At 71.2% G+C, this 22,718-nt stretch carries 20 protein-coding genes and 1 riboswitch; of the genes, 1 reads left to right on the top strand and 19 read right to left on the bottom strand.

Going from position 1 to position 22,718, the window contains the following annotated elements; translation table 11 throughout:
- Window positions 1-79: 79 nt before the first annotated feature.
- Window positions 80-964 carry a peptidoglycan DD-metalloendopeptidase family protein gene (locus tag ACFZAX_RS14170; RefSeq protein WP_390961639.1) on the bottom strand — a complete coding sequence of 295 codons (885 nt, stop codon included), beginning with the start codon at window positions 962-964 and terminating at the stop codon, window positions 80-82.
- Window positions 965-969: 5 nt separating this feature from the next.
- Window positions 970-1,124, bottom strand: a riboswitch (cyclic di-AMP (ydaO/yuaA leader).
- Between the two features lie 425 nt (window positions 1,125-1,549).
- Between ACFZAX_RS14170 and ACFZAX_RS14175 the strand changes: the two genes are divergently transcribed.
- Window positions 1,550-2,359 carry a tyrosine-protein phosphatase gene (locus tag ACFZAX_RS14175; RefSeq protein WP_390961641.1) on the top strand — a complete coding sequence of 270 codons (810 nt, stop codon included), beginning with the start codon at window positions 1,550-1,552 and terminating at the stop codon, window positions 2,357-2,359.
- A gap of 49 nt (window positions 2,360-2,408) precedes the next feature.
- Here the strand turns inward: ACFZAX_RS14175 and ACFZAX_RS14180 are convergent, their stop codons facing one another.
- The 18 genes from ACFZAX_RS14180 to ACFZAX_RS14265 all read right to left on the bottom strand — a co-directional run bounded on the left by ACFZAX_RS14180 (window position 2,409) and on the right by ACFZAX_RS14265 (window position 22,587).
- Window positions 2,409-2,588, bottom strand: a complete 180-nt coding sequence (locus ACFZAX_RS14180; RefSeq protein ID WP_390961642.1) for a DUF6126 family protein — start codon at window positions 2,586-2,588, stop codon at window positions 2,409-2,411.
- 73 nt (window positions 2,589-2,661) lie between these two features.
- On the bottom strand, window positions 2,662-3,270 hold the full coding sequence (locus ACFZAX_RS14185; protein WP_390961643.1) for a cupin domain-containing protein: 609 nt from the start codon (window positions 3,268-3,270) through the stop codon (window positions 2,662-2,664).
- A gap of 71 nt (window positions 3,271-3,341) precedes the next feature.
- Window positions 3,342-4,790, bottom strand: a complete 1,449-nt coding sequence (locus ACFZAX_RS14190) for an aminotransferase class III-fold pyridoxal phosphate-dependent enzyme (protein WP_390961644.1) — start codon at window positions 4,788-4,790, stop codon at window positions 3,342-3,344.
- On the bottom strand, window positions 4,787-6,799 hold the full coding sequence (dxs, locus tag ACFZAX_RS14195; protein ID WP_390961645.1) for a 1-deoxy-D-xylulose-5-phosphate synthase: 2,013 nt from the start codon (window positions 6,797-6,799) through the stop codon (window positions 4,787-4,789). The genes ACFZAX_RS14190 and dxs overlap by 4 nt, the downstream gene beginning before the upstream one ends.
- 79 nt (window positions 6,800-6,878) lie before the next feature.
- Window positions 6,879-7,898 (bottom strand): adenosyl-hopene transferase HpnH, encoded by a 1,020-nt coding sequence (hpnH, locus tag ACFZAX_RS14200; protein ID WP_390961646.1) that lies wholly within the window; start codon window positions 7,896-7,898, stop codon window positions 6,879-6,881.
- Between the two features lie 5 nt (window positions 7,899-7,903).
- Entirely contained in the window at window positions 7,904-8,551 is a 648-nt protein-coding gene (locus ACFZAX_RS14205) for a 1-hydroxy-2-methyl-2-butenyl 4-diphosphate reductase (RefSeq protein WP_390961648.1), read from the bottom strand.
- On the bottom strand, window positions 8,551-10,548 hold the full coding sequence (shc, locus tag ACFZAX_RS14210; RefSeq protein ID WP_390961649.1) for a squalene--hopene cyclase: 1,998 nt from the start codon (window positions 10,546-10,548) through the stop codon (window positions 8,551-8,553). The genes ACFZAX_RS14205 and shc overlap by 1 nt, the downstream gene beginning before the upstream one ends.
- Before the next feature lie 104 nt (window positions 10,549-10,652).
- On the bottom strand, window positions 10,653-11,756 hold the full coding sequence (locus ACFZAX_RS14215) for a polyprenyl synthetase family protein (protein ID WP_390961650.1): 1,104 nt from the start codon (window positions 11,754-11,756) through the stop codon (window positions 10,653-10,655).
- Complete coding sequence (gene hpnE, locus ACFZAX_RS14220) at window positions 11,753-13,141, bottom strand: hydroxysqualene dehydroxylase HpnE (RefSeq protein ID WP_390961652.1); 1,389 nt, start codon at window positions 13,139-13,141, stop codon at window positions 11,753-11,755. Before hpnE ends, ACFZAX_RS14215 begins: the two co-directional genes overlap by 4 nt.
- Before the next feature lie 100 nt (window positions 13,142-13,241).
- Window positions 13,242-14,195, bottom strand: coding sequence for a presqualene diphosphate synthase HpnD (gene hpnD, locus ACFZAX_RS14225; RefSeq protein WP_390961653.1), 954 nt, complete (start codon window positions 14,193-14,195; stop codon window positions 13,242-13,244).
- Window positions 14,192-15,100 carry a squalene synthase HpnC gene (hpnC, locus tag ACFZAX_RS14230; RefSeq protein ID WP_390961654.1) on the bottom strand — a complete coding sequence of 303 codons (909 nt, stop codon included), beginning with the start codon at window positions 15,098-15,100 and terminating at the stop codon, window positions 14,192-14,194. Before hpnC ends, hpnD begins: the two co-directional genes overlap by 4 nt.
- 436 nt (window positions 15,101-15,536) lie before the next feature.
- Entirely contained in the window at window positions 15,537-16,322 is a 786-nt protein-coding gene (locus ACFZAX_RS14235; RefSeq protein ID WP_390961655.1) for an ATP-binding cassette domain-containing protein, read from the bottom strand.
- Window positions 16,315-17,244: an ABC transporter permease gene (locus ACFZAX_RS14240; RefSeq protein ID WP_390961656.1), complete on the bottom strand. Its 930-nt coding sequence runs from the start codon at window positions 17,242-17,244 to the stop codon at window positions 16,315-16,317. The genes ACFZAX_RS14235 and ACFZAX_RS14240 overlap by 8 nt, the downstream gene beginning before the upstream one ends.
- 111 nt (window positions 17,245-17,355) lie before the next feature.
- Window positions 17,356-18,228 (bottom strand): glycosyltransferase, encoded by an 873-nt coding sequence (locus tag ACFZAX_RS14245; protein WP_390961658.1) that lies wholly within the window; start codon window positions 18,226-18,228, stop codon window positions 17,356-17,358.
- Between the two features lie 7 nt (window positions 18,229-18,235).
- A complete protein-coding gene (locus ACFZAX_RS14250; RefSeq protein WP_390961659.1) occupies window positions 18,236-19,015 on the bottom strand; it encodes a CDP-alcohol phosphatidyltransferase family protein in 780 nt (259 codons plus the stop codon).
- A complete protein-coding gene (locus ACFZAX_RS14255; RefSeq protein WP_390961660.1) occupies window positions 18,993-20,054 on the bottom strand; it encodes an iron-containing alcohol dehydrogenase in 1,062 nt (353 codons plus the stop codon). Before ACFZAX_RS14255 ends, ACFZAX_RS14250 begins: the two co-directional genes overlap by 23 nt.
- Window positions 20,042-20,776, bottom strand: a complete 735-nt coding sequence (locus ACFZAX_RS14260) for a sugar phosphate nucleotidyltransferase (protein ID WP_390961661.1) — start codon at window positions 20,774-20,776, stop codon at window positions 20,042-20,044. Before ACFZAX_RS14260 ends, ACFZAX_RS14255 begins: the two co-directional genes overlap by 13 nt.
- Window positions 20,773-22,587 carry a DUF5941 domain-containing protein gene (locus ACFZAX_RS14265; RefSeq protein ID WP_390961662.1) on the bottom strand — a complete coding sequence of 605 codons (1,815 nt, stop codon included), beginning with the start codon at window positions 22,585-22,587 and terminating at the stop codon, window positions 20,773-20,775. The genes ACFZAX_RS14260 and ACFZAX_RS14265 overlap by 4 nt, the downstream gene beginning before the upstream one ends.
- Window positions 22,588-22,718 lie beyond the last annotated feature (131 nt).

Here is a 22,718-nt window from a genome sequence, read left to right on the forward strand (position 1 = left end):
TAAGCAGAGGGGCGGCACGCTTGCGCGTACCGCCCCTCGAAGCCCTGACGGATCGTGACGACCGTCATCGGGAGTGGTCTCAGATGGAGACGCCGTGCGACCGCAGGTAGGCGATCGGGTCCACGTCCGAGCCGTAGCTCGGGGTGGTGCGGATCTCGAAGTGGAGGTGCGGGCCGGTGACGTTGCCGGTGGCACCCGAGAGGCCGATCTGCTGGCCGCCGGTGACGGTCTGGCCGGCCGAGACCATCAGCTGCGACTGGTGGGCGTACTGGGAGTACATGCCGTCGGCGTGCTTGATGATGACCTCGTTGCCGTAGGCGCCGTCGTAGCCGGCGGAGACGACCGTGCCGGGGCCGACGGCGCGGACGACGGTGCCGGTGGCGGCGCTGAAGTCGGAGCCGGTGTGGTAACCGCTGGACCACATGGCGCCGGAGGCGTGGTACTGGGTGGTGACGGTCGCGTTGGCGACCGGGGTGGTCCAGCCGGTGCTGTTGCTGTCGGCGGCCTTGGTGGTGGTAGCGGCGGACTCGGCCTTGGCCGCCGGGGCGGCCTTCGTCTCGGTCGTGGCCGCGGTCTTCGTCCCGGTCTTCGCGGTCTCGGCCTTGGCGGAGGACGCGGTGGAGGCCGAGCCGGACGCGTGGGCGCCGAGCGTCAGCTTCATGCCCGGGAGGATGAGGCCGGGGTTTTTGCCGACGACCTCGCGGTTGTCCTGGTAGAGCTTCTCCCAGCCGCCCTTGATCTTGTGCTGGGCGGCGATCTTCGCCAGGTAGTCGCCGGGGACGACCTTGTAGGTCTCGGCGGACTGCTGGGCGGACTGGGCGGCGGGGGCCGACTGCTCGGCGGCGTGGGCACCCGTGGCTCCGAGGAGCGGCAGGGCGACGACGGCGCCGCCCGCTCCGACGGCGAGGATGCCGCGAGCGATCGGGCCGGACTTCTTACGACGGTGCTTACCCGGGATGGGCATGGGGGAATTCCTCTCCGGCGCCTGCGAGGTGAGCTGTCGGGTTCGGGCTGGAGATGCCCGGTCGCGCTGAACGCGACTTCACCCCGAGCCGGCCGGATCAACTCCGGTCGGCGGCTTACCTGGGTCCCCCGCTCCTGCCACGCGTGAGTGAGTGCGAATTCCGGGCGGCGGCAGGATTAGGCGGTCCGTCCGGAGTGATGGTGAACGTAATCGAGCCGGGTCGGACGGAACAAGCCGTCGCAAGCGGAACGGAATCCGCACGCCGATTTCGGCCGTCTTTTCCGGTCACCCTCCGTGGATTACGGATCTTGGCATTCCGCACGGCGTACGGAGAGTTCTCCGGCTCCCCGGCCACGCACGGTCACGGATATGATCCCGCTCACCAGATCACCCACCATCTCCCCCATAAACGGGTGATGTTGCGTGAAATTAACATAATACGGACATGTCGCTCACATCACTGTTGACGGTTCCTCAGTCTTCGGGGAGCCGCCGCCGCGTCGGCGCCGCGGGGCGATGTCGTAGGGTCGCGACGAGCCGACGTCGGCGAGCAGCGCCGGCGCGCAGGAACACCGAGGAGCCGCTGTGACGCAGGTGCCGCAGTTCTCGCCGGCCGAACCCGAGCTGAGCGGGGTCCGTAACTTCAGGGACGTGGGCGGGCTGCCCACCACCGATGGGCGGCGGGTACGGCACGGGAGGCTCTTCCGCAGCGGCCACCTCGCCGCCGCCACCGCCGAGGACGCCGTCTTCCTCGGCCGGCTCGGCCTGCACACGGTCTTCGACTTCCGTAATTCGGCCGACCAGAAGCTGGACGGCTTCGACGTGGAGCTGCCGGGCGTCCGCAACGTCCGCATTCCGCTCTCCGACCCCGCCGACGGGGCCGGTTTCTGGCGTCTGGTGCGCGAGGGGGACATCGCGCAGCTGCGCTCGCTGCTCGCGGACGGGAAGGGCACGGAGCGGATGCTCGTCTCGTACCGCTCGATCATCACCGACCGCACGGAGGAACTCGGCCGGGTGCTGCACGCGCTGGCAAGGGACAGCGTGCCGGCGCTGATGCACTGCGCGGCGGGCAAGGACCGGGCGGGTCTGACGATGGCGATGACCCTGCTCGCGGTGGGGGTGGAACGCGAGGCGATCGCGGCGGACTACCTCAAGTCCAACGACGCGCACCGCCGGTACCGCCTGCGGCGCGGCGACAGCGCGGACCCCGTGGTCTCCACCGAGGTGATGAGCCTGCTCAACCCGCTCTTCGGGGCGCACATCGACTATCTGGACGCCGCCTTCGCCGCCATCGAGGAGAACTGGGGCACGACGGAGCGCTACTTCGCGGACGGGCTGGGTCTCTCCGGGGAGACCCGGGAGCGGCTGCGCGAGCGGTTGCTGGACGAGGCGTAGGGTCCGTCCGCCCCGGACCGGGGCGGACGACTCGGCGGTCCGGGCTCCGCTACTGGTTGCCCCCGGCGACGGCGAACAGGATGTAGAGGAAGGCGGCGACGACGTGCCCGGCGACCAGGTAGGCGACGAGCCGGATGACCATCCCGCGCGGCATCTTCCGCTCCTGGGTGTCCCGGGGGGAGCCGGTCTGCCGGGGGGTCAGCGGGTCGTAGTGCTCCGAATCGGACATGACGGTCCTCTCTGCCGTGCGCCCGGGACCGGGCGGACGAGGAATGGGCGCGGCACCGGGGTGCCGGGCGCGGTCAGCGCCGACGGGTCCCGTCGCCGAGGCACAGCTCGGCTGCGGGGCTCTGCAACAGGGTGTGTACGAAGATCAGCTCGGCGCCCTCCGGTCCGGCGGCGGCGATCCGGTGCGGGGTGAGCGAGTCGAAGTGGGCACTGTCGCCGGGCCCGAGCTCGTGCGCGGATTCGCCGAGGCTGACCCGCAGCCGCCCTTCGAGGACGTACAGCCACTCCTCCCCGGGGTGGACCCGCACCAGGTCGCCCTGGGCGCCGTACGGGACGCGCACCCGCAGGGCCTGCATGGCGCGGCCGGGTCCGCCGGCCCGGCGGTACATCCAGCCGTCGGCCTCGGGCCCGTCGAACCGGCCGCCGCGCACGATCGCGTCGCGTTCCGGGGGGATCTCGCCGAGAAGTTCCGAGACGGTCGTACCGTAGATCCTGGCGAGGCCGAGAAGCACGGGCAGCGAGGGCTGCCGGTTTCCCGTTTCTAGCCGGGAGAGATGGGCCGGGGAGAGACCCGCGCGCTGCGCGGCGGCCTCCAGGGTGAGGCCACGGCTCCGGCGCAGCTCGCGCAGGCGGGGGGCGACACCGGGGAGGTCGTCGGCCACCCCTCCGTCGGGAGGATTCATGCCTCCATTGCGCCACCGACTTTCCTCTGAGGCAAATTTCTTGCCTCAGAGGCAAAGCGTTCCAGGAGTGGTCAGCGGTTGGCGACCGCCTGCTTCACCAGGGTGCGGCCGAAGTCCCACATCAGGCCGCCCCCGCTGTGCGCGTCGTCCATCACCGACTCGAAGGCCGTCACGAACCGGTCGACCTCGGCCTCGCCGATGGTCAGCGGGGGGATCAACTTGATCACTTCGAGGTGGTCGCCGGAGACCTGGGTGAGGATCCGGTGCTTCTGCAACAACGGTACGACAACCATCTGGGCGAAGAGCCCCTTGCGGGCGGCCTGGAGCATCGTCCACCGGCCGCGCAGCTTGATGGAGGACGGCCGTCCGAACTCGATGCCGACCATCAGCCCGCGTCCGCGCACCTGGTGCAGCAGCTCGTACCGGTCGACCAGTGCACCGAGCCGTGTCCGCAGCAGGTCGCCGGTGCGCCGGGCGTTGGCGACGATCTCCTCGTTCTCCATGACCGAGAGGACCGCGAGCCCCGCCGCCATGGCCTGGGCGTTCGAGCCGAAGCTGGCGGAGTGGACGAGCACCCGGTCCATCGAGGAGTAGACCTTCTTGAAGATCCAGTCCTTGCCGAGGGTGGCTCCGACCGGAACGTAGCCGCCGGAGAGCGCCTTGGCCACGCAGACCAGGTCCGGCTCGACGCCCTCCTCGTGCTGGTAGGCGTAGAAGTCGCCGGTCCGGCCGAGGCCGGTCTGCACCTCGTCCGCGATGAGCAGCGCCTTGTGCCGGTGCAGGAGTTCCTGGGCCTCGCGCAGGAAGCCGGGCGGCGCCGCGAGTACGCCCTTGCCCTGGATGGGCTCGACGACCAGCGCGGCCACGTCGCCCCGTTCGAGCTCGCGGCGCAGCGCGTCGAGGTCGCCGAGGGGGATGGCGGTGTCCGGGAGCAGCGGGGCGAAGCCGTCGCGGAAGCCGTCCTCGCCGTTGACCGAGAGCGAGCCGGTGGTGAGGCCGTGGAAGGCGTGGGTGCAGTAGAGGATGCGCGGCTTGCCGGTGGCGTAGCGGGCGAACTTGAGCGCCGTCTCGACGGCCTCGGTGCCGCTGTTGCCGAAGAAGACGCGGTCGAGGTGGGGGCTGTGGGTGAGGAGCTTCTCGGCGAGCAGGCCGGGCAGCGGCTGGCAGTCGAAGCGGGTGAGGTCGGCGAGGGAGGCGTCGAGCACGTCGTGCAGGGCCTTGCGGACGACCGGGTGGTGCCGGCCGAGGCCCATCACACCGAATCCCGCGAGCATGTCGAGGTAGTCGTTGCCGTCGGCGTCCCAGAAGTAGGCGCCCTCGGCCCGTTCGTAGACCTTGTCGAAGCCGATGGTGTGCAGCATGCGCGGCAGCTGGTGGTTGAGATGGCGCGCGTGCAGTTCGTAGCGTTCGGCGCCGCGCTCCGCGAGCAGCGTCGCGAGATCGAATCCCCTGCCCACGCCGCCGGCGCCGCCGGTGCTCCGGGTGGTGCCGCCGAAGCCGCCTGCCCTGTCGTCCTTCATTCCCCGCTCGTCTCCTTCTTCTCTCCGCGCGCCACTCGTGCTCGCTCCCGCCCTCGTTCCGTACCGTTCCCGGCCGTCGCCACACGTCGCGGTACCGCCTCCGGTCCCGTCGTCTCCTCGTCGGTACGGCGCTCCGCGTCCGGCCGTCCCGCCAGTGCCGCGCCGATCCGGCCCGCGATCTCCACCGGGGTCAGTCCGATGTCGGCGAGCACCTCGCCGCGTTTGGCGTGGGCGAGGAACTCCTCGGGAATCCCGTAGGTCCGCAGCGGTACGTCCACTCCCGCGTCCCGCAGCGCCTGTCCGACCGCCCAGCCCACGCCGCCGCTACGGCAGTTGTCCTCGACGACCGCGACCAGCCGGTGGCCTGCGGCAAGGGGGGCGAGCTGCTCGTCGACCGGCCGGACCCAGCGCGGGTCGACGACGGTGCACCCGATGCCCGAGCCCTTCAGCAGGTCGGCGGCGTGCAGGCAGACCGGGGCCATCGCCCCGACCGCCACCAGCAGCACGTCGGGGCGCTCACTTCGGTGCAGGACGTCCATGGAGCCGACGCGTCCGACCGCGGGGACCGGCTCCCCCACGGACTCCTTCGGGAACCTGACGACAGTGGGCGCGTCGGCGATGTCGACGGCCTCCCGGAGCTGCGCCCGGAGCTGGTCGGCGTCGCGCGGGGCGGCGATCCGCAGCCCGGGGACGACCTGGAGGACCGACAGGTCCCACATGCCGTTGTGGGAGGGGCCGTCCGTGCCGGTGATCCCGGCCCGGTCGAGCACGAACGTCACACCGCTGCGGTGCAGGGCCACGTCCATCAGTACCTGGTCGAAGGCACGATTGAGGAAGGTGGCGTAGACGGCGACGACGGGGTGCAGTCCGCCTGCGGCCATGCCGGCGGCACAGACCGCGGCGTGCTGCTCGGCGATGCCCACGTCCACGACCCGGTCGGGGAAGGCCGCGGCGAACGCGGTGAGCCCGACGGGGTGGAGCATGGCCGCGGTGAGGGCGACCACGTCGGGGCGCTCGGCGCCGATCCGCGCGATCTCCTCGCCGAAGACGGAGGTCCAGGAGGGCCCGGCGGGGGCGGTGAGCGGGAGACAGGTCAGCGGGTCCATCGCCCCCACGGCGTGGAAGCGGTCGGCCTCGTCCTTCAGCGCGGGGGTGTAGCCGTGGCCCTTCTCGGTGATGCAGTGGACGAGGACCGGCCCCCGGAAGTTCTTGGCCCGCACGAGGGCGGACTCGACGGCGGCGATGTCGTGGCCGTCGACCGGTCCGACGTACTTGAGGCCGAGGTCCTCGAAGAGCCCCTGCGGGGCGAAGGTGTCCTTGAATCCCTTCTTCGCACCGTGCAGCGAACCGTACAGCGGCTGTCCGACGACCGGGGTGCGTTCCAGGAGCTCCTTGCACCGGGCGAGGAAGCGCTCGTAGCCGTCGGTGGTACGGAGGGTGGCGAGGTGGTCGGCGAGGCCGCCGATGGTCGGGGAGTACGAGCGGGTGTTGTCGTTCACCACGACGATCAGGGGGCGGTCCTTGGCGGCGGCGATGTTGTTCAGCGCCTCCCAGGCCATGCCGCCGGTGAGGGCTCCGTCGCCGACGACGGCGACGGAGTGGTTGTCGTTGCCGAGGAGTTCGTCGGCCTTGGCGAGTCCGTCGGCCCACCCGAGCGCGGTGGACGCGTGCGAGTTCTCGATGACGTCGTGCTCGGATTCGGCGCGGGAGGGATAGCCCGAGAGGCCGCCCTTGCTCCGCAGTTTCGAGAAGTCCTGACGGCCGGTGAGGAGCTTGTGCACGTAGCTCTGGTGGCCGGTGTCCCAGAGGATGCGGTCGCGCGGCGAGTCGAAGACCCGGTGCAGGGCGACGGTGAGTTCCACGACGCCGAGGTTCGGGCCGAGGTGCCCGCCGCTGCGGGACACCGACTGCACGAGGAACGCCCTGATGTCCGCTGCGAGTACGGTCAGTTGCGGTCCGCTGAGCGGCGCGAGGTCCCGAGGTCCCCCGATGGATTCCAGCAAGGTCACGCAGGTGCCCCCTCTCTGGTTCCTGGCGAAAGGAGGGCGGTCACGGCCGGGGGTCCCGGCCGTGACCGCCCTCCTCGGACTACCGGCTGCCGGCGACCGTCTCCCGGGCCGCGCGCAGCGATTCCTTGAGCGAGCCCATGGTGGCGAGCACGGCGGTGGGTTCGTAGCCGCAGTGCGCCATGCAGTTGGCGCAGCGCGGGTCCTTGCCGCGGCCGTACTTGTCCCAGTCGGTCTCCTCGATGAGCTGCCGGTACGAGGGGACGTACCCGTCGCTCATCAGGTAGCAGGGGCGCTGCCAGCCGAAGAGGGAGTAGTTCGGGATGGCCCAGGCTGTGCAGGGGAAGTCCGCCTTGCCCTCGAGGAAGTCGAGGAAGAGCGGCGAGTGGTTGAGGCGCCAGCGCGCCCGGTTGCCTCCCGCGAACGTCTTCTTGAAGAGTTCGCGGGTCTGTTCCACGCCGAGGAAGTGTTCCTGGTCGGGCGCCTTCTCGTAGGCGTACGCCGGGGAGATCATCATCTCGTCGACCTTCAGGTCGTCGTTGAGGTAGTTGAGCACCTCGATGATGGTCTGAGGAGTGTCGGTGTTGAAGAAGGTGGAGTTGGTGGTGACCCGGAAACCCCGTCTCTTGGCTTCCTTGATCGCCTCCACCGCCTCGTCGAACACGCCTTCCTTGGCGACGGATTCGTCGTGGCGCTCGCGCAGCCCGTCGATGTGGACCGCGAAGGCGAAGTACCGGGAGGGGGTGAACTTCTCGATCTTCTTGCGCAGCAGCATGGCATTGGTGCAGAGGAACACGTACTTCTTCTTGTCCACCAACTGCCGCACGATCTCGTCGATCTGAGGGTGCATCAACGGTTCTCCACCGGCGATGGAGACCATCGGGGCACCGGATTCGAGTACGGCTCCGACCGCCTGGGCGACCGGCATGCGCTGCTTGAGCACTCCGGCGGGGTGCTGGATCTTCCCGCACCCTTCGCAGGCCAGATTGCAGGCGAACAGGGGCTCCAGCTCGACGATCAGCGGGAACTTCTCACGCTTGCGGATCTTCTGTTCGGCAAGGTACGTCGCAACCTTGATGGTTTGGCGGAGCGGCATGGCCATCTGGCTCACCTCCGGGGGAGCAACAAAGATCGGTGCCATTCATGAAAAGCCGGTAGGACGGCACGAAGAACGCGGAAAGCCGATATTCCACCGCGCACCGTGGCAACTCGGACGAGCTCATGCTCTGGAGCGTCCACGACCACCCGTACGGCCGCAACCGGGCGTGGCCCATGACGCAGAGCGGTGGAGAGGGTCGCCGCGGACTCCATGTCCACGGCGATGGCCCCGGTCGCCGCGAGGGCCGCCCGCTCGGCGCCCCTCACGACGTGGTCGGAGCCGGTCAGGGGGCCGGTGTGCACGGTACGGCCGGGAAACAGCCGGGACACCGCGCCGACCAGCACGGATACACCGTCGCAGGCGGTGGTCCCGTGGGTGGACCTGGTCTCCTCGGCGACGACCAGGTCGCCCGGGTGCATCCCTGGCGCGAGGCCGGCGCAGAACCCGGAGGCGACGACGGCCGCACCGCGCATCTCCTCCCGGACCAGGGCGCGCCCGAGGGCTGCCTCGGCCGCCTCCGGGCCCATCCCCGTCCGCAGGACGGTGACCGGACCGGCGCCGCGCGGCCCGCTCCGCAGGGCGAACTGCTCGATGCCGAGCGCGCAGGCGACGAGCAGTGCGGTCGTCGGTCCGCCGGGGGGCCGGGGCCCGCCCATCAGATCCCCGCCGGGTTCACGGCCCGGGCGGCGAGAGGGTCGCCGTGCACGTAACGCCCCAGCGCGGTGAGCGGGAAGACCTGGCGGTAGAGGTGGTAGTTGATGGAGAAGTCCCAGGGGAAGCCGGTCCCGGTGAAGTACGGCTCGTCCCAGGACCCGTCCTCCTGCTGGGTGCGGGCCAGGAAGGTGATCGCCCGGGTGACGGCGGGGTGATCGCGCTCTCCTGCGGCCAGCAGGGCAAGCAGGGCCCAGGCGGTCTGCGAGGCCGTCGACTCGCCGCGGCCGATCCACTTGCTGTCCTGGTAGGAGCGCAGGTCCTCGCCCCATCCGCCGTCCTCGTTCTGGACGGACTCGAGCCAGCGCACGGCCCGGCGGACCGCGGGGTGGGTGGTGGGCAGCCCGGCGGCGACCAGCGCCGGCACCACGGACCCGGTGCCGTAGACGTAGTTGACGCCCCAGCGGCCGAACCAGGCACCACTCGCGTCCTGTTCGGCGAGGAGCCAGTCGATTCCGCGGCGGACGCGTGGATCTCCGGCGCGCCCCTCGTAGGCCATCATCTCCACCACGTGACCGGTGACGTCGGCGGACGGCGGGTCGATCACCTCGCCGAAGTCGCAGAACGGCAGGCGGTTGGGGAACGGACTGGTGTTGTCCGCGTCGAAGGCGCCCCACGCTCCTCCGCGCGACTGCATGCCGACCGTCCAGCGCACCCCGCGCTCGATGGCGGCCTCGACCCTGGCGGGCTCGGGGTGGCGGACCCGGCGCAGTGCGAGCACGACCTCGGCGGTGTCGTCGATGTCCGGGTAGTTGTCGTTGTGGAACTCGAACGCCCAGCCGCCCGGCGAGAGTCGAGGCCTGCGCACGGACCAGTCCCCCGGCCGTACGATCTCCTCGCCGAGCATCCAGTCCGCCGCCTTGACCAGCGCCGGGTGGTCCGGAGAGACCCCGGCGTCGGCCAGCGCGATGGTGGCCAGGCACGTGTCCCACACCGGGGACTGGCACGCCTCGACCATGCGCGCGCCGTCCGGGCGTTGTACGGCGAAACGGTCCAGCGACGCGAGCCCGGCGCGCATCACCGGGTGGTCGAGGTCGTAGCCGAGCAGGTGGAGGGCGATCACGGAGTAGACGGCCGGGGGCTGGATCCCGCCCCAGCAGCCGTCGTTCTCCTGGCGTTCGATGATCCACCGGGCGGCCGCGTTCATCGCGGTCCGGCGGAGCCGGCGCGGCGCGATCCGGTGGTAGAGGTGCAGCGCCCTGTCCAGCCGCTGGAAGACGCCGTCCCAGCTCACCGGGGAGGCCTTGCGCACGGGCGGGTTGGGCCGGGACGGATCGGTGTGCAGTTCGTCGAGGGAGAACGGAGCGGGCCGTACGGGCCGCTTCGCCGAGACGATGGTCAGCGGAACAATGGTCTGGCGGGCCCAGCATCCGAAGTCATAGATATTGAGAGGTACCCAGGAAGGAAAGAACATGAGCTCGGGCGGGAGTTCCGGGAGGTCGTCCCACTTCCACCAGCCGAAGAGGGCGAGCCAGATCCGGGTGAACACGCGGGAGGCGGCGATCCCGCCCTCGTCCCGAACCCAGGCGGCGGCGCGGGCCATATGCGGCTCGTCGGGCCGGTCTCCGGCCAGCCGCAGCGCCACGTACGCCTCGATGGTGGCGGAGAGGTCGCTCGGACCTCCGTAAAAGGTGGCCCAGGTACCGTCGCCCAGTTGCTCGCCACGGACGAAGAGGGCGGCTGACCTGAGGATGTCGGGGTCCTGGATACCGAGAAACTGACGGAGCAGCAGGTCTTCCGCGTCCATGGTGACGTTGGTGGCCAGGTCGCCTTTCCACCAGCCCTGCTCGTCCTGTCTGCCGAGGAGGTGCTCGACGGAGCGTTCCGCGGCCCGCCGGGCGGCGTCCAGTACGTCGTCCGCCGTGAAGGTTGTGTCGGTCGGATCGCCCGGGACCGTGCGAGGGTGCACAGCCCCGGTGCTTCCGTCGGTCGTCGCTGTCATGGCTTCCCCTTCGTGCAGTTCGGTCCTCTGCTGTGCTGGGGTCTCCGTCGGCCGGTGCCCCGAAGGACACCGGCCGGCGACTGCGAGTCATATACGAATGGTGATCATCTCTTTCGGACGACGACGAAATCGGCGAGCGCGGTGAGCTGCGCCCGTACTTCACTCGGCATGTCGACACCGTTCAGCGCCTCGATGGCGACGGCGTGCTGACGGCGGGCTTCCTGGGCGGTCCACTCGCGGCCGCCCGCCTCCTCGATGAGCGCCGCGCGGGCGGCGAACTCCTCTTCGGAGAAGCTGTCGAAGTCGCTGCTCTTCGCGTCGGCGGAGAGCAGTGCGCCGAGCCGCTCGGAGGCCGGCCCGCCGGCCGCGAGAGCGGCGACCACGGGCAGCGACTTCTTGCGCTGGCGCAGGTCGCTCCAGGTCTGCTTGCCGGTGGACTCCGGGTCGCCCCAGATACCGAGCAGGTCGTCGACGGCCTGGAAGGCGAGGCCCAGGTGGTAGCCGTAGGACTCCAGGGTGTCGGCCGTCCGGTCGTCGGCTCCGCCGAGCACCGCGCCGATGGAGACGGCGCAGGCGAGGAGGGCGCCGGTCTTGTTGCCCTCCATCTCCAGGCACTCCTCGACGGTGACCCGCTCGCGGTGCTCGTACGAGATGTCCTGCGCCTGGCCGTCGATGAGCTTGCGGGTGGCGGTGGTCAGGCGACGCGCGGCGCGCCCCGCCTCGACGGTGCCGAGCTCCAGAAGGAGCTCGTTGGCCAGCGCGAACAGCGCGTCGCCGACGAGGATCGCCTGGGCGGGACCGTGCACCTTCCAGACCGTGTCGCGGTGGCGGCGCTGCTCGTCGCCGTCCATCAGGTCGTCGTGCAGCAGCGAGAAGTTGTGCACGAGTTCGACCGCCACGGCACCGGGGACACCCGCCTCGGCGGGGGCGCCCGCGGCCTCGGCCGACAGCAGCGCGAGCGCCGGGCGGACCGCCTTGCCGCCGTCTCCGGCGGCGGGCCGTCCGTCGGCGTCGATCCAGCCGAAGTGGTAGGCCGCGACGGTGTCCATGGGCGGCGCGAGCCGGTCCACGGCAGCCCGCAGCACCGGCGCTGACAGGGCCCGTCCGCGCTCCAGAAGCGCGGTGACGTCCGTGGTGTCCGCCACGGTGTCGAAAGCCGGATTCGCCGGGGTCACTGACTCTCCTCTTGTTCCGGTGGTACTGCTCATGCCGCCTCCTGCAGCGGATGTTCGTGCGGGCTCCTGAGCCCCTGGATCGCTGTTGTGGCGGCGGTAGTTCCGCTGCGGACGGCGCCCTCCATGGTGGCGGGCCACCCGGTCGCCGTCCACGCGCCCGCCAGGGCGAGTCCCGGCAGCCGGGTGCGGGCCCCGGGGCGCAGCCGCCCGGTACCGGGCGCCGGCGCGAAGGTCGCGGTGCGCTCGCGGGTGACGAAGAAGTCGCGGACGCCCGCACCCCTCGCCGCCGGGAAGAGGCGCTCCAGTTCGGGCAGGTAGCGGGCGCGCAGTTCGGCGACGGGCAGGTCGATCTCGTCCCCGGCGGCCGACTGCGACAGCGCGAGGTACTGCCCCGGACCGCGGAGCCCGGAGGGTTCGGTGCGGTCGAAGACCCACTGGACCGGGGAGCCGAGCGCGGCGAAGAACGGCCGGCGCAGCACCTTGCGGTCGTAGACGACGTGGACGTTGAGGATGGGGGCGTCCTGGATGGCGAGCAGCCGGTCCTGGTCCTCGACGGCTCCGGCGGGCAGCAGTGCGTGGGTCTCCCGCTGCGGGAGGGCGAGGACCACGGCGTCGGCCTCGATCCGCTCGCTCCCGGTCAGAACCGTCCAGGTGCCGTCCTCGGCCCGGGTGAGCGAGGTGGCCTTGGCGCGCAGTTCGGTACGTACTCCGGCGGCGTCGAGGGCCTTGCGGGCGAGGGTGTCGTGGAGCTCGCCGAGCGGCACGGCCGCCCATCCGATGTCGGCGGCGCCGGGCTCGGAGAGCAGGCCGGTCTTGAAGACCATCGCGGCGAGCGCCATGGAGGCGTTCTCCGCCGTCGCGTTGAGGGTGGCGACCCCGACGAGATCCCAGAGGGCTTCGACCGTCCTCGGGGACTGGCCGTACCGGCGCAGCCAGTCGGCGAAGCTGACGGTGTCCAGCGCGGGGTCGGCCGGGTCGAGCCGGCCGAGGGCCAGCGCGGCCCGGCCCACGGACGCCTTCTCGGCGAGCGAGAGGTGCGGGTAGGCGGCGAGCCCGCCGGCGAGGTGCAGCGGTACGGGCAGGCTGGTGCGCCGGAGCCGTCCGAGCCGGGGTCCGGCGGGCCGCCCCACGTCGAGGACGGGCACGTCGAGGCGGTCCTGCAGCGGGGCGAGGCGGGCCGCGCCGATACGGTCCAGGAACCACCGGTATGCGGTGCAGCAGCGCAGGTAGACGTGCTGTCCGTTGTCGACCGTCAGGTCGCCGCGGCGGAAGGAGAAGGCGAGTCCGCCGAGCCGGGGGCGGCCTTCGAGCAGGGTCACGTCCGCCCCGGCGTCGGCGAGGCGGAGAGCGGACGTGATGCCCGCGAGACCGCCGCCGACGACCACGGCGCGCGTGGGGAGCGGTGCGGTGCCGGTCATGCCTCGCCCTCCCGTCGGGTCATGGACCACAGAATCGTCCCAGGGAAGGACGTCGTCGGCCAGTGGAAGGTTGCCCGGTACACGGGCATGCCGGAGTGAGTCACGCGCGGCCGGTCCTGGTCAGGCGCGAGACATGGCGGGCGTCGAGTCCGGAGAGGCCGCGGACCGCCACGTACGCCTTCTCGTGGCCGGGCAGGGAGACCCGGCCACGCAGGACGGCCCCGGGGTCGCGTTCGATGCGGTCCAGCAGACGGCGGTAGATCCCGGCCATCGCGGCGACGCAGGCGCCGCTGCGGCGGTCCAGCATCGGCAGCAGCCGGTACCCCTCGGCGAAGAGCGCGCGGGCCCGGCGCACCTCGAAGTGGACGAGGCCGGCGAAGTCCGAGCCGGCGGGCGGGGTGGCCCGGTGGAACCCCTCGGAGCAGCCGAACTTGGCGAGGTCGTCGGCGGGGAGGTACGTACGGCCGTTTCCGGCGTCCTCGCGGACGTCGCGCAGGATGTTGGTGAGCTGGAGGGCGAGCCCGAGGGTGTCGGCGTACTCGGCGGCACGGTCGGCCCCGGGCGCGCCGGGCTCCGTACCGAAGACGCCGAGGCTGAGGCGGCCGATGGCTCCGGCGACGCAGCGGCAGTAGGTCCTGAGGTCGTCCCAGGTCTCGTACGTCGCTCCGCGCACGTCCATCAGCACGCCGTCGATCAGCTCGTCGAGGCCGCCGAGGGGCAGCGGGAAGCGCCGGGCGGCGTCGGCGAGCGCGACGGCGACCGGGTCGGTGTCGTCCTCCTCGACCTTGCCGTCGCGGACCCTGCCGAGCAGCTCGCGGGTGCTCTCCAGCCGCGTCTTCTTCGTCCCGGCGTCGAGTTCGCCGTCGCCGATGTCGTCGACCCGGCGGGAGAAGGCGTACAGCGCGGACATCGCCTGCCGCTTCTCGGACGGAAGCAGCCTGATGCCGTAGGCGAAGTTACGTGCCTGCTGACCCGTGACGGCCTCGCAGTAGCTGTATGCCGCCGCTACCGGTGCCGGCATGGACGTCGTCTGTCCCTCCACTTTCGGAGTCATCCCTCTCTTCGCGCACTTCGCAAGACAACTCCCACTTCGCGCAGCAGGCTGGGCGTCGTGGGCTTGGGCGGTCCGGGCAGGACGTCGAAACCGGCCGCCGCGACCGCGTCGAGGGCGGCCCGCCCTCCGGCGACGAATCCGGCGAGCAGCAGTCGGAGCCTGCCCTGGACGCTACCCACGAGGGGGAGTCCCTCGTCCAGCAGTTCCCTGGCGCGTGCCGTTTCCCAGGCGATCAGGGCCCGTACCGACGCCCCGGCGGTCGGAGCGGCCAGGTCGGCCTCGGTCACGTGGAAGCGCGCCATGTCCTCGGCGGGCAGGTAGATCCGGTCGCGGCCGAGGTCCTCGGTGACGTCCTGGAGGTGTTCGGCGATCTGCAGCGCGGTGCAGACGGCGTCCGAGCGGCGTACCCGCTCCGGGCTGGAGGTCCCGGTGAGGGCGAGGACCAGCCTGCCGACCGGGTTGGCGGAGAGTTCGCAGTACGCGAGGAGTTCGTCCCAGGTCGCGTAGCGGCGGACCTTCTGGTCCTGCCGGTTGGCCTCGATCAGCCCGAGGAACGGCTCGGGGGTGAGCGCGCGACGGCGCACGGTGGGGCGCAGGGCACGCAGCAGCGGGTGGTGCGGGTCGTCGCCGTCGGTGGAGAAGACGCGGCTCAGGTCGGCCTCGAAGGCATCGAGCACGGCGAGCCGGTCGTCGCTCCGTCCGGGCTCCACGCCCAGGTGGCGGGCGTCGGCACCGCCGGGGGCGAGGTCGCCGTCGCCGATGTCGTCGACGAGCCGGGCGTATCCGTAGACCGCCATCAGGTCGTCGCGCCAGGCGCGGGGCAGAAAAAAGGGAGCCACGGGGAAGTTCTCGTCCGCGGCCTTGTCGAGCGTGGCGACCGGGGGTGCCTGACGGGTACGGGTCACGTCGTACCGCCCGGCGCGGGGACGGCGAAACCACGTCGGAGCTGGAGATTGTCCGTCATTGCCGTCACATCTCCCGTTCTACACTGCTGACCCAAAACATCCCTTTTCGGACACGCCGCCCGTCCTCCCGAGTGCCCCGGCGCACCCTGGTCACGTGCTGTGGGCGTATCGGCACACTTGCCGCGAATCAGCACCGGTACAGCTTACGTTGTACGGATCACACGGCACCGACCGGGTGTTGCGAGCCGTCGCGCCCGGCTTCCGGAGTCCCAACTTTCCACGGCACCGGGACACTTGGCATCGTCCGCCAGGTGGAGAACGGATCTCCGGCTACCACCACGGGCGGACGGGCCGGACGCCTCGGGCGGCCATCAGGCGAAGCGTTTCGCCAGACATCGTCCGAGGGGTCCGGCCCGTGCCGGTGCCGGCTGACGCCCTACTTGCCGGTCTCCCGCTCGTAGGCCTGGAGGACCTCCTCCGTCGGCCCGTCCATGAGCAGCTCGCCCTTTTCCAGCCACAGGACCCGGTCGCAGGTGTCGCGGATCGTCCCGTTGTTGTGGCTGACCAGGAAGACCGTGCCGGCCTCCTTGCGCAGCTCGCGGATGCGCTCCTCGGAACGGACCCGGAACTTCCGGTCACCGGTCGCCAGCGCCTCGTCGATCATGAGGACGTCGTGGTTCTTGGCCGCCGCGATGGAGAACCGCAGGCGGGCTGCCATGCCGGAGGAGTAGGTCCGCATCGGGAGGGTGATGAAGTCACCCTTCTCGTTGATCCCGGAGAACTCCACGATGCCGTCGTAGCGGGAGCGGATCTCCTCGCGGCTCATCCCCATGGCGAGGCCGCCGAGCACGACGTTGCGCTCACCGGTGAGGTCGTTCATCAGGGCCGCGTTCACGCCGAGGAGCGAGGGCTGGCCGTCCGTGTAGACCCGTCCCTTCTCCGTGGGGAGCAGGCCGGCGATGGCGCGCAGCAGCGTCGACTTGCCGGAGCCGTTGGTGCCGATGAGGCCGATGGCCTCGCCCCGGTAGGCGGTGAAGCTGACCCCGCGCACGGCGTGGACCTTGCGGATGCCGCGGGGCTCACCCTTGCCGCGGCGCATCATGCGGCTGAGGGCCGCGGTCGCACTGCCCCTGCCGCCACCGCCGCCGTTGACGCGGTACACGATGTGGACGCCGTCCGCGATGACGGTGGGGATCCGCCCCTGGGTGTTGTCGTCAGCCACGGCCGTACCGCTCCTCTGCCTTCCAGAAGTACACGAAGCCCAGGGCGCCCACCACGAGCGCCCAGGCGGTGGCGACGGCCCAGACATGGGCCGGGAGGTTCTCCGCGCCGTAGCCGTCGATGAGGGCGAAGCGGACCAGGTCCATGTAGATGGCCGCCGGGTTGTACTGGAGCACGTTGGCGATCCACTGCGGCTTGTCCTGGAGCATCACCGTGATGGAGAACATGACGCCGGACGCGTACATCCAGGTCCGCATGACGAAGGGCATCAGCTGCGCCAGGTCGGGGGTCTTGCTCCCGAGGCGGGCCATGACGAGCGCCAGTCCGGTGTTGAAGCAGAACTGCAGGAGCAGCGCGGGGACGACCAGGAGCCACGACAGGGTGGGGTAGCTGCCGAACGACACCGCGACGATGATCAGCACGATCATCGAGTACAGCAGCTGCTGCAGCTGCTGGAGCGAGAACGAGACCGGCAGCGAGGCCCGGGGGAAGTGCAGGGCCCGCACCAGGCCGAGGTTTCCGGAGATCGCGCGGACACCCGCCATCACCGAGCTCTGGGTGAACGTGAAGACGAAGACACCGGTCACCAGGAACGGGATGAAGACCTCCTGGTCCATCCCCTTCCGCGTGCCGAGGATCAGGCCGAAGATCAGGTAGTAGACCAGCGCGTTCAGCAGCGGGGTGGCCACCTGCCACAGCTGGCCGAGCTTGGCCTGGCTGTACTGGGCGGTCAGCTTCGCCCGGGAGAACGCCAGGATGAAGTGGCGACGGCCCCAGAGCTGGCGGACGTAGGCGAACAGCCCGGGCCGGGCACCGCTCACGGTGAGGCCGTACTTCTCGGCCAGCTGTGCCGGGCTCAGCCCCTCGTCGGCCGACGGCGGGGTGCTCATGGCGACCCGCCCGTCATGCGTTGTGTCACTCACAGATGGAAACTCTCGTCTTCGATCCACGCGGCCGGTGAAGGGGCGCGGCGCAGGCGGACAGGACCCGGAAAGGAATGCATACGGATCCCATGGTCTCAGAGCCTCACAGGCTCAGATCACGGGAGGACGGCCCAGCCTCGTCAGTCGCCAGACCGTACGCCACCGCATGGGGCGCCGGGGGCCGCAGGGTGTGGTCCATCCCTCGCGGAAACCGCCGAACCACGCCCTGAGGGCGGGCGCGGAGGGGCGGCGTACCAGCGTGAGTACCACCCAGGTCCCCAGGTAGACCGGGACCAGCGGGGCGGGGAGGTTGCGGCGGGCGAGCCAGACCCGGTTGCGGGCGACCATCCGGTGGTAGACGGCGTGCCGGGACGGGGCGGTCGCGGGATGGTCGAGGACCATGTCCGCGCGGTAGTCGATCAGCCACCCCGCGTCGAGCGCCCGCCAGGCGAGGTCGGTCTCCTCATGGGCGTAGAAGAACGCGTCGGGCAGCCCGCCGACCTCGGCGAGCACTGCGGTGCGTACCGCGTTGGCACCGCCGAGGAAGGTCGTCACCCGGGAGGAGTGCATCGGGTCCGAGGCGCGGAGACGGGGCACGTGGCGTCGCTGGGTGACGCCGGTCTCGGGGTCGGCGATGCGGAAGCTGACGATGCCCAGCTGCGGGTCCGCTTCGAAGGCCCGGCGGCACAGTTCGGCGGTGTCGGTCCTCGGGAGCCGGCCGTCGTCGTCGAGGAAGAGCAGGACGTCCACGTCGGTGCCGCCGGGGCCGAAGGCCTCGATGCCGACGTTGCGGCCGCCGGGGATGCCGAGGTTCTCGGGCAGCTCGACGGTCCGGACACCCTCGGGGACGTCCGGCACGGGGGCCCCGTTGCCGACGACCACGACCTCGATCCGGTCGCCGTCCTGGGCGGCGACCGAATCGAGGAGGGCGCGCAGCTCCACGGGGCGGTTGCCCATGGTGATGATGACCGCGCCGAGTCTCATGGGGTACTCACTTCAGACGGCTGGACGCCAGGATCGACACCAGGTGCAGGACGGTCTGGAGCAGGGCGATGCCCGCCAGGACCGCGACCGCGAGGCGGGTGAAGAAGAGATCGTCCCTGATCACGTCCGCGATGGCGGCGGCGAGGACGACCAGGGACGCCTCGACGCCGAGGATCAGGCGGTGGAACTTGAGCGCTCCGGCGGCGCGGCGGGCGAACGCCATGCCGGACGAGCGGGGCTCGGAGGCGGCTTCCTTGACCGGCGGCAGCCCGCCCTGGTGGCGTGCGACACCGACGAGGTCGGTCTCCGCCTTGATCAGGATGGCGCCGAGAGCGGCCAGGGTGCCGAGGAACGCCCAGAGCCAGTCGATCCGCCCGGTACCGAACAGGTCGGCGGCGCGCAGGCCCAGCCCGACGAGTACGGCGGCGTCGCAGAGGTAGGCACCGACCCGGTCGAGGTAGACCCCGCCCAGCGAGAACTGCTTCTTCCAGCGCGCGACCTCACCGTCGACGCAGTCGAGCAACAGGTAGAGCTGGACCATGACCACGCCCAGCACCGCTCCCGGTATGCCGGGGACGAGCAGGGCCGGGGCGGCGAGCACGCCCGCGACGGTCATGACGTAGGTCAGCTGGTTGGGGGTGATCCGGGTGTTCACCAGGTGCCGGTCGATGCGCAGGGAGATCTCGCGCATGTAGAGCCGTCCACCCCAGTGCTCACCACTGCGGCGGTCCTTCACGCCCGGGGGGTGCACGACCGGACGGAGTTCAGCTACGGATGGCTTTTGCATAGTCGGCGTACGCGTCCCTGATCTGGTCGGTGGACAGGTTGAGGTGCTCCAGGATCGTGAAACGACCCGGGCGCGTCTGGGGGGCGAAGTCGACCACCTCGACGAACTCGTCGGCGGTGAAGCCGATCTCCTCCGGCAGCACGGGCAGGCCGTGGCGGCGGAAGACGGTGGCCATCTGCTGCGACTGGGCGTGTGCGCCGCGCAGGTGCATGGCGAAGCAGGCGCCGAGGCCGACCTGCTCGCCGTGGCTGGCGGCGCGCGCCGGATGGAGCAGGTCGAAGGCGTGGTTGATCTCGTGGCACGCCCCGGAGGCGGGGCGCGAGTCGCCCGCGACCGCCATCGAGATGCCGGTCAGGACCAGGCCCTCGGCCAGCACCTTGAGGAAGTCGTCGTCGGCGATGCCGCCGGGGTGGCGCAGGACCGCCTCGCCCGCCTGGCGTGCCATGGCGGCGGCGAGCCCGTCGACCTCTTCGCCGTTGATCTGCTGGGCGAGCTCCCAGTCGGCGACGCAGGAGATGTTGGAGACGGCGTCCCCGATGCCGGAGCGGATGTAGCGGGCGGGTGCCCGGCGGACGACGTCGAGGTCGATCACGACGGCGATCGGCGTGGGCACGCCGTAGGAGCCGCGGCCGTTGTCGTTGTCCAGGGTGGCGACCGGTGAGCAGAGGCCGTCGTGCGAGAGGTTGGTGGCCACGGCGACCAGCGGCAGCCCGACGCGCGCGGCGGCGTACTTCGCCACGTCGATGATCTTGCCGCCGCCGAGGCCGACCACGGCGTCGTACCGGTTGCCCTTGATCCCGTTGGCGAGACGCACCGCGGAGTCGATCGTGCCGTCGCTCACGGGGTACCAGTCCGCCCCGGGCAGGAGCGGCGCGAGCCGGTCCTTCAGGGCGCGGCCGGAGCCTTCGCTGATCGCGATGGCCAGCTTGCCCGACGTGGAGATCCGCTGGTCGTGGAGGACCCCCGCCAGGTCGTCCATCGCGCCGCGGCGGATGTCGACGACCAGCGGGGAGGGGATGAGCCGGGTCAGTACTGGCACGCGATCTCACGGCCCTTCGCGAGGTCCGCGTGGTTGTCGATCTCCACCCAGGTCACCTCGCCGATGGGAGCGACGTCGACGGTGAAGCCGCGGTTCACGAGCTCCTGGTAGCCGTCCTCGTAGTAGAGGTCGGGGTCGCGCTCGAACGTCGCCTTCAGGGCGTCGGCGAGCTCCTCGGCGGCCTCGGGCTCGATCAGGGTCACGCCGATGTACTCGCCGGTGGCCGTCGCCGGGTCCATCAGCTTGGTGATCCGGCGGACGCCCTTCTCGTCGGTGATGACCTTCATCTCCTCGTCGGCGAGGCTCTTCACCGTGTCGAGGGCGAGAATGATCCGGCGGCCTTCGCCGCGCGCCGCGAGCAGGGTCTCCTCGACGGAGACGGGGTGCACGGTGTCGCCGTTGGCGAGGATCACGCCGCGCTTGAGGACGTCGCGGGCGCACCACAGGGAGTAGGCGTTGTTCCACTCCTCGGCCTTGTCGTTGTCGACGAGGGTGAGGGAGAGGCCGTAGGTGGCCTCCAGTTCGGCCTTGCGGGCGTACACGGCCTCCTTGCGGTAGCCGACGACGATGGCGACCTCGGTCAGACCGACCGCGGCGAAGTTCGCCAGGGTCAGGTCGAGCACGGTCTTCTCGCCGTCCACCGGCACGAGTGCCTTGGGCAGGGTGTCCGTGTAGGGACGCAGTCGGCGTCCTGCACCTGCTGCCAGTACGAGGCCGATCATGCGAGTTCTCCTTCGTCGTGTACGGCGGGGGCCGAGGAGGACACCCAGAAGCGGATGGATTCCACGGTCACCACCAGAGCCACGGCCGCGGCGAGCGCGGTGAGGGCCGTGGTGAAGCTGGAACGGGTGGTGAGTACGGCGGCGAACAGGGCCACCACGAGGGTGCGGCCCTCGTGCCCGAGGACGGTGCGGACCAGCCACTGCGGCGGGGCTCCCGTGCCGCCCCGGATCCGGTACACCGTGTCGTAGTGATGGTAGGCGACCGCCGCGACCAGGCCGAATGCCGCGGGAACGGCGTGCGGCACGCCACTGCGGGCGGCCAGTGCCAGGACGGTGCAGTACTCGGCCGCCCGGAAGAAGGGGGGGACGAGCCAGTCGAGCGCGCCCTTGAGGGGGCGCGAGACGGCGAGTCCCGCGAAGAGCGTGTACACCCCGGCGGCGACCACCGGCCACCAGCTGCCGAAGGGCGTGACCAGGGCCGTCGCGATCACCAGACCGCTGCCCACCAGGGCCAGCAGCGGGGCGGTGAAGCCACCGCCCGGACGGCGGACGACGGCCACGGCCCGGGCGAGGGGGCCGGAGTCGGCGAGGTCGGCCAGGGCGCGCGCGGCGCGGTCGGTACGCCGTGCCGTGCGGGTCAGCGAACGGAGCAGCCGGCCGGCCGTGGTGTAACAGGCGGCCAGCGAGCAGCCGACGAGCAGGGCGTAGAAGACGATCCGGGGCGTGGTGACCGCGGTGAGCACGGCGATCATGGCCCAGCGTTCGCCGATGGGGAGCACGATCATCCGGCGCAGCCAGACCGTCCAGCCGACACTGTCGAGCCGGTCGGAGAGGGCGGCGGTGGGGCTGGTGTTGGAGACCGCGTCGTGGTTGGCCTCGTTGAAGGAGAAGTCGACGACGTGGCGGCAGGCCTGGAGCACCATGGCACCGAGCGCGAGGGCCCACACGTCGTCACTGCCGCCGCCCATGTGCGAGGCGCCGATCGCGAGGCCCGCGTAGTAGGCGTACTCCTTGGCGCGGTCGAAGGTGGCGTCGAGCCACGCGCCCATCGTCGAGTACTGGAGTGAGTAGCGGGCCAGCTGCCCGTCGGTGCAGTCCAGGACGAAGGAGAAGAGGAGCAGCAGCCCGGCGGCGACGAACCCGGCCCGGGTCCCGGTCGCCGCACAGCCGGCCGCGACGAGCGCGGTGATCAGCGAGGCGGTGGTGACCTGGTTCGGGGTGAGTCCGCGCCGCGCGCACCAGCGGGCGATGTAGCGGGAGTACGGGCTGATGAAGTGCGTGGTGAAGAAGCCGTCGTGCGCCTTCACGGCGCTGCGCAGCCGTACCGCCTCGTCGTCCACGGCCGCGACGGCCGCCCGGGCGGCGGCCAGCTCCTCGTCGGTGGTGGGGACGGTGGCGGTGAGCGAACCGAGTTCGGGGCGCTGTACGGCCGTCCCCTCGGTTTCCAGGGCGAGCGCGATACGGCCGGGGACCGTGCGGTCCTCCGTACGGTCCGGTCCGCCGTCCCCGGCAACCGGCCGTCCGGCGCCGACCGCCGCGGCGGTCCGGTCCATCGCGTGGAGCAGTGCGGCCCGCGACGCGGGCTGCACGGTCAGCGCGCCGGGGAGGGCGGCGGCGGCGAAGCGGGGGTCGGTCAGTCCGAGGCGCAGGGCGTGGACGTGGCCGACGAAGCGGGGGTCCACGAGGGCGACGCGGTGGCTCGCGGGGACGGCTCCGAGGAGTGCGGCGGCTTCACCGGCGTCGGCGGCCGTCCGGACGTCGAAGCCGAGGGCGCGCAGGTCGTCCCCGATCGACGACCCGGGTACCGGCACACCGGTGAGAATGGCGGTCGACAGACGAACTCACTCCTTGGATCCGGGCATGGGCGGGCACGCGGGGTGACCTGTGAACGGGGCTGCGGGCCTACGGGCCCGCGGGCCTGCGGCACATCGGCAGAGGCTAT

This window comes from Streptomyces sp. NPDC008125 (genome assembly GCF_042957125.1).
GTDB lineage: Bacteria > Actinomycetota > Actinomycetes > Streptomycetales > Streptomycetaceae > Streptomyces.

What these genes read in the sequence shown, in the direction of transcription:
- ACFZAX_RS14190 (WP_390961644.1), bottom strand. Translation starts at nt 4,790, where the DNA reads ATGAAGGACGACAGGGCAGGCGGCTTCGGCGGCACCACCCGGAGCACC.
- ACFZAX_RS14170 (WP_390961639.1), bottom strand. Translation starts at nt 964, where the DNA reads ATGCCCATCCCGGGTAAGCACCGTCGTAAGAAGTCCGGCCCGATCGCT.
- hpnH (WP_390961646.1), bottom strand. Translation starts at nt 7,898, where the DNA reads ATGGCCATGCCGCTCCGCCAAACCATCAAGGTTGCGACGTACCTTGCC.
- ACFZAX_RS14185 (WP_390961643.1), bottom strand. Translation starts at nt 3,270, where the DNA reads ATGAATCCTCCCGACGGAGGGGTGGCCGACGACCTCCCCGGTGTCGCC.
- ACFZAX_RS14180 (WP_390961642.1), bottom strand. Translation starts at nt 2,588, where the DNA reads ATGTCCGATTCGGAGCACTACGACCCGCTGACCCCCCGGCAGACCGGC.
- ACFZAX_RS14250 (WP_390961659.1), bottom strand. Translation starts at nt 19,015, where the DNA reads ATGCAAAAGCCATCCGTAGCTGAACTCCGTCCGGTCGTGCACCCCCCG.
- hpnE (WP_390961652.1), bottom strand. Translation starts at nt 13,141, where the DNA reads ATGACCGGCACCGCACCGCTCCCCACGCGCGCCGTGGTCGTCGGCGGC.
- ACFZAX_RS14215 (WP_390961650.1), bottom strand. Translation starts at nt 11,756, where the DNA reads ATGAGCAGTACCACCGGAACAAGAGGAGAGTCAGTGACCCCGGCGAAT.
- hpnD (WP_390961653.1), bottom strand. Translation starts at nt 14,195, where the DNA reads ATGACTCCGAAAGTGGAGGGACAGACGACGTCCATGCCGGCACCGGTA.
- ACFZAX_RS14205 (WP_390961648.1), bottom strand. Translation starts at nt 8,551, where the DNA reads ATGGGCGGGCCCCGGCCCCCCGGCGGACCGACGACCGCACTGCTCGTC.
- ACFZAX_RS14260 (WP_390961661.1), bottom strand. Translation starts at nt 20,776, where the DNA reads ATGATCGGCCTCGTACTGGCAGCAGGTGCAGGACGCCGACTGCGTCCC.
- ACFZAX_RS14245 (WP_390961658.1), bottom strand. Translation starts at nt 18,228, where the DNA reads ATGAGACTCGGCGCGGTCATCATCACCATGGGCAACCGCCCCGTGGAG.
- shc (WP_390961649.1), bottom strand. Translation starts at nt 10,548, where the DNA reads ATGACAGCGACGACCGACGGAAGCACCGGGGCTGTGCACCCTCGCACG.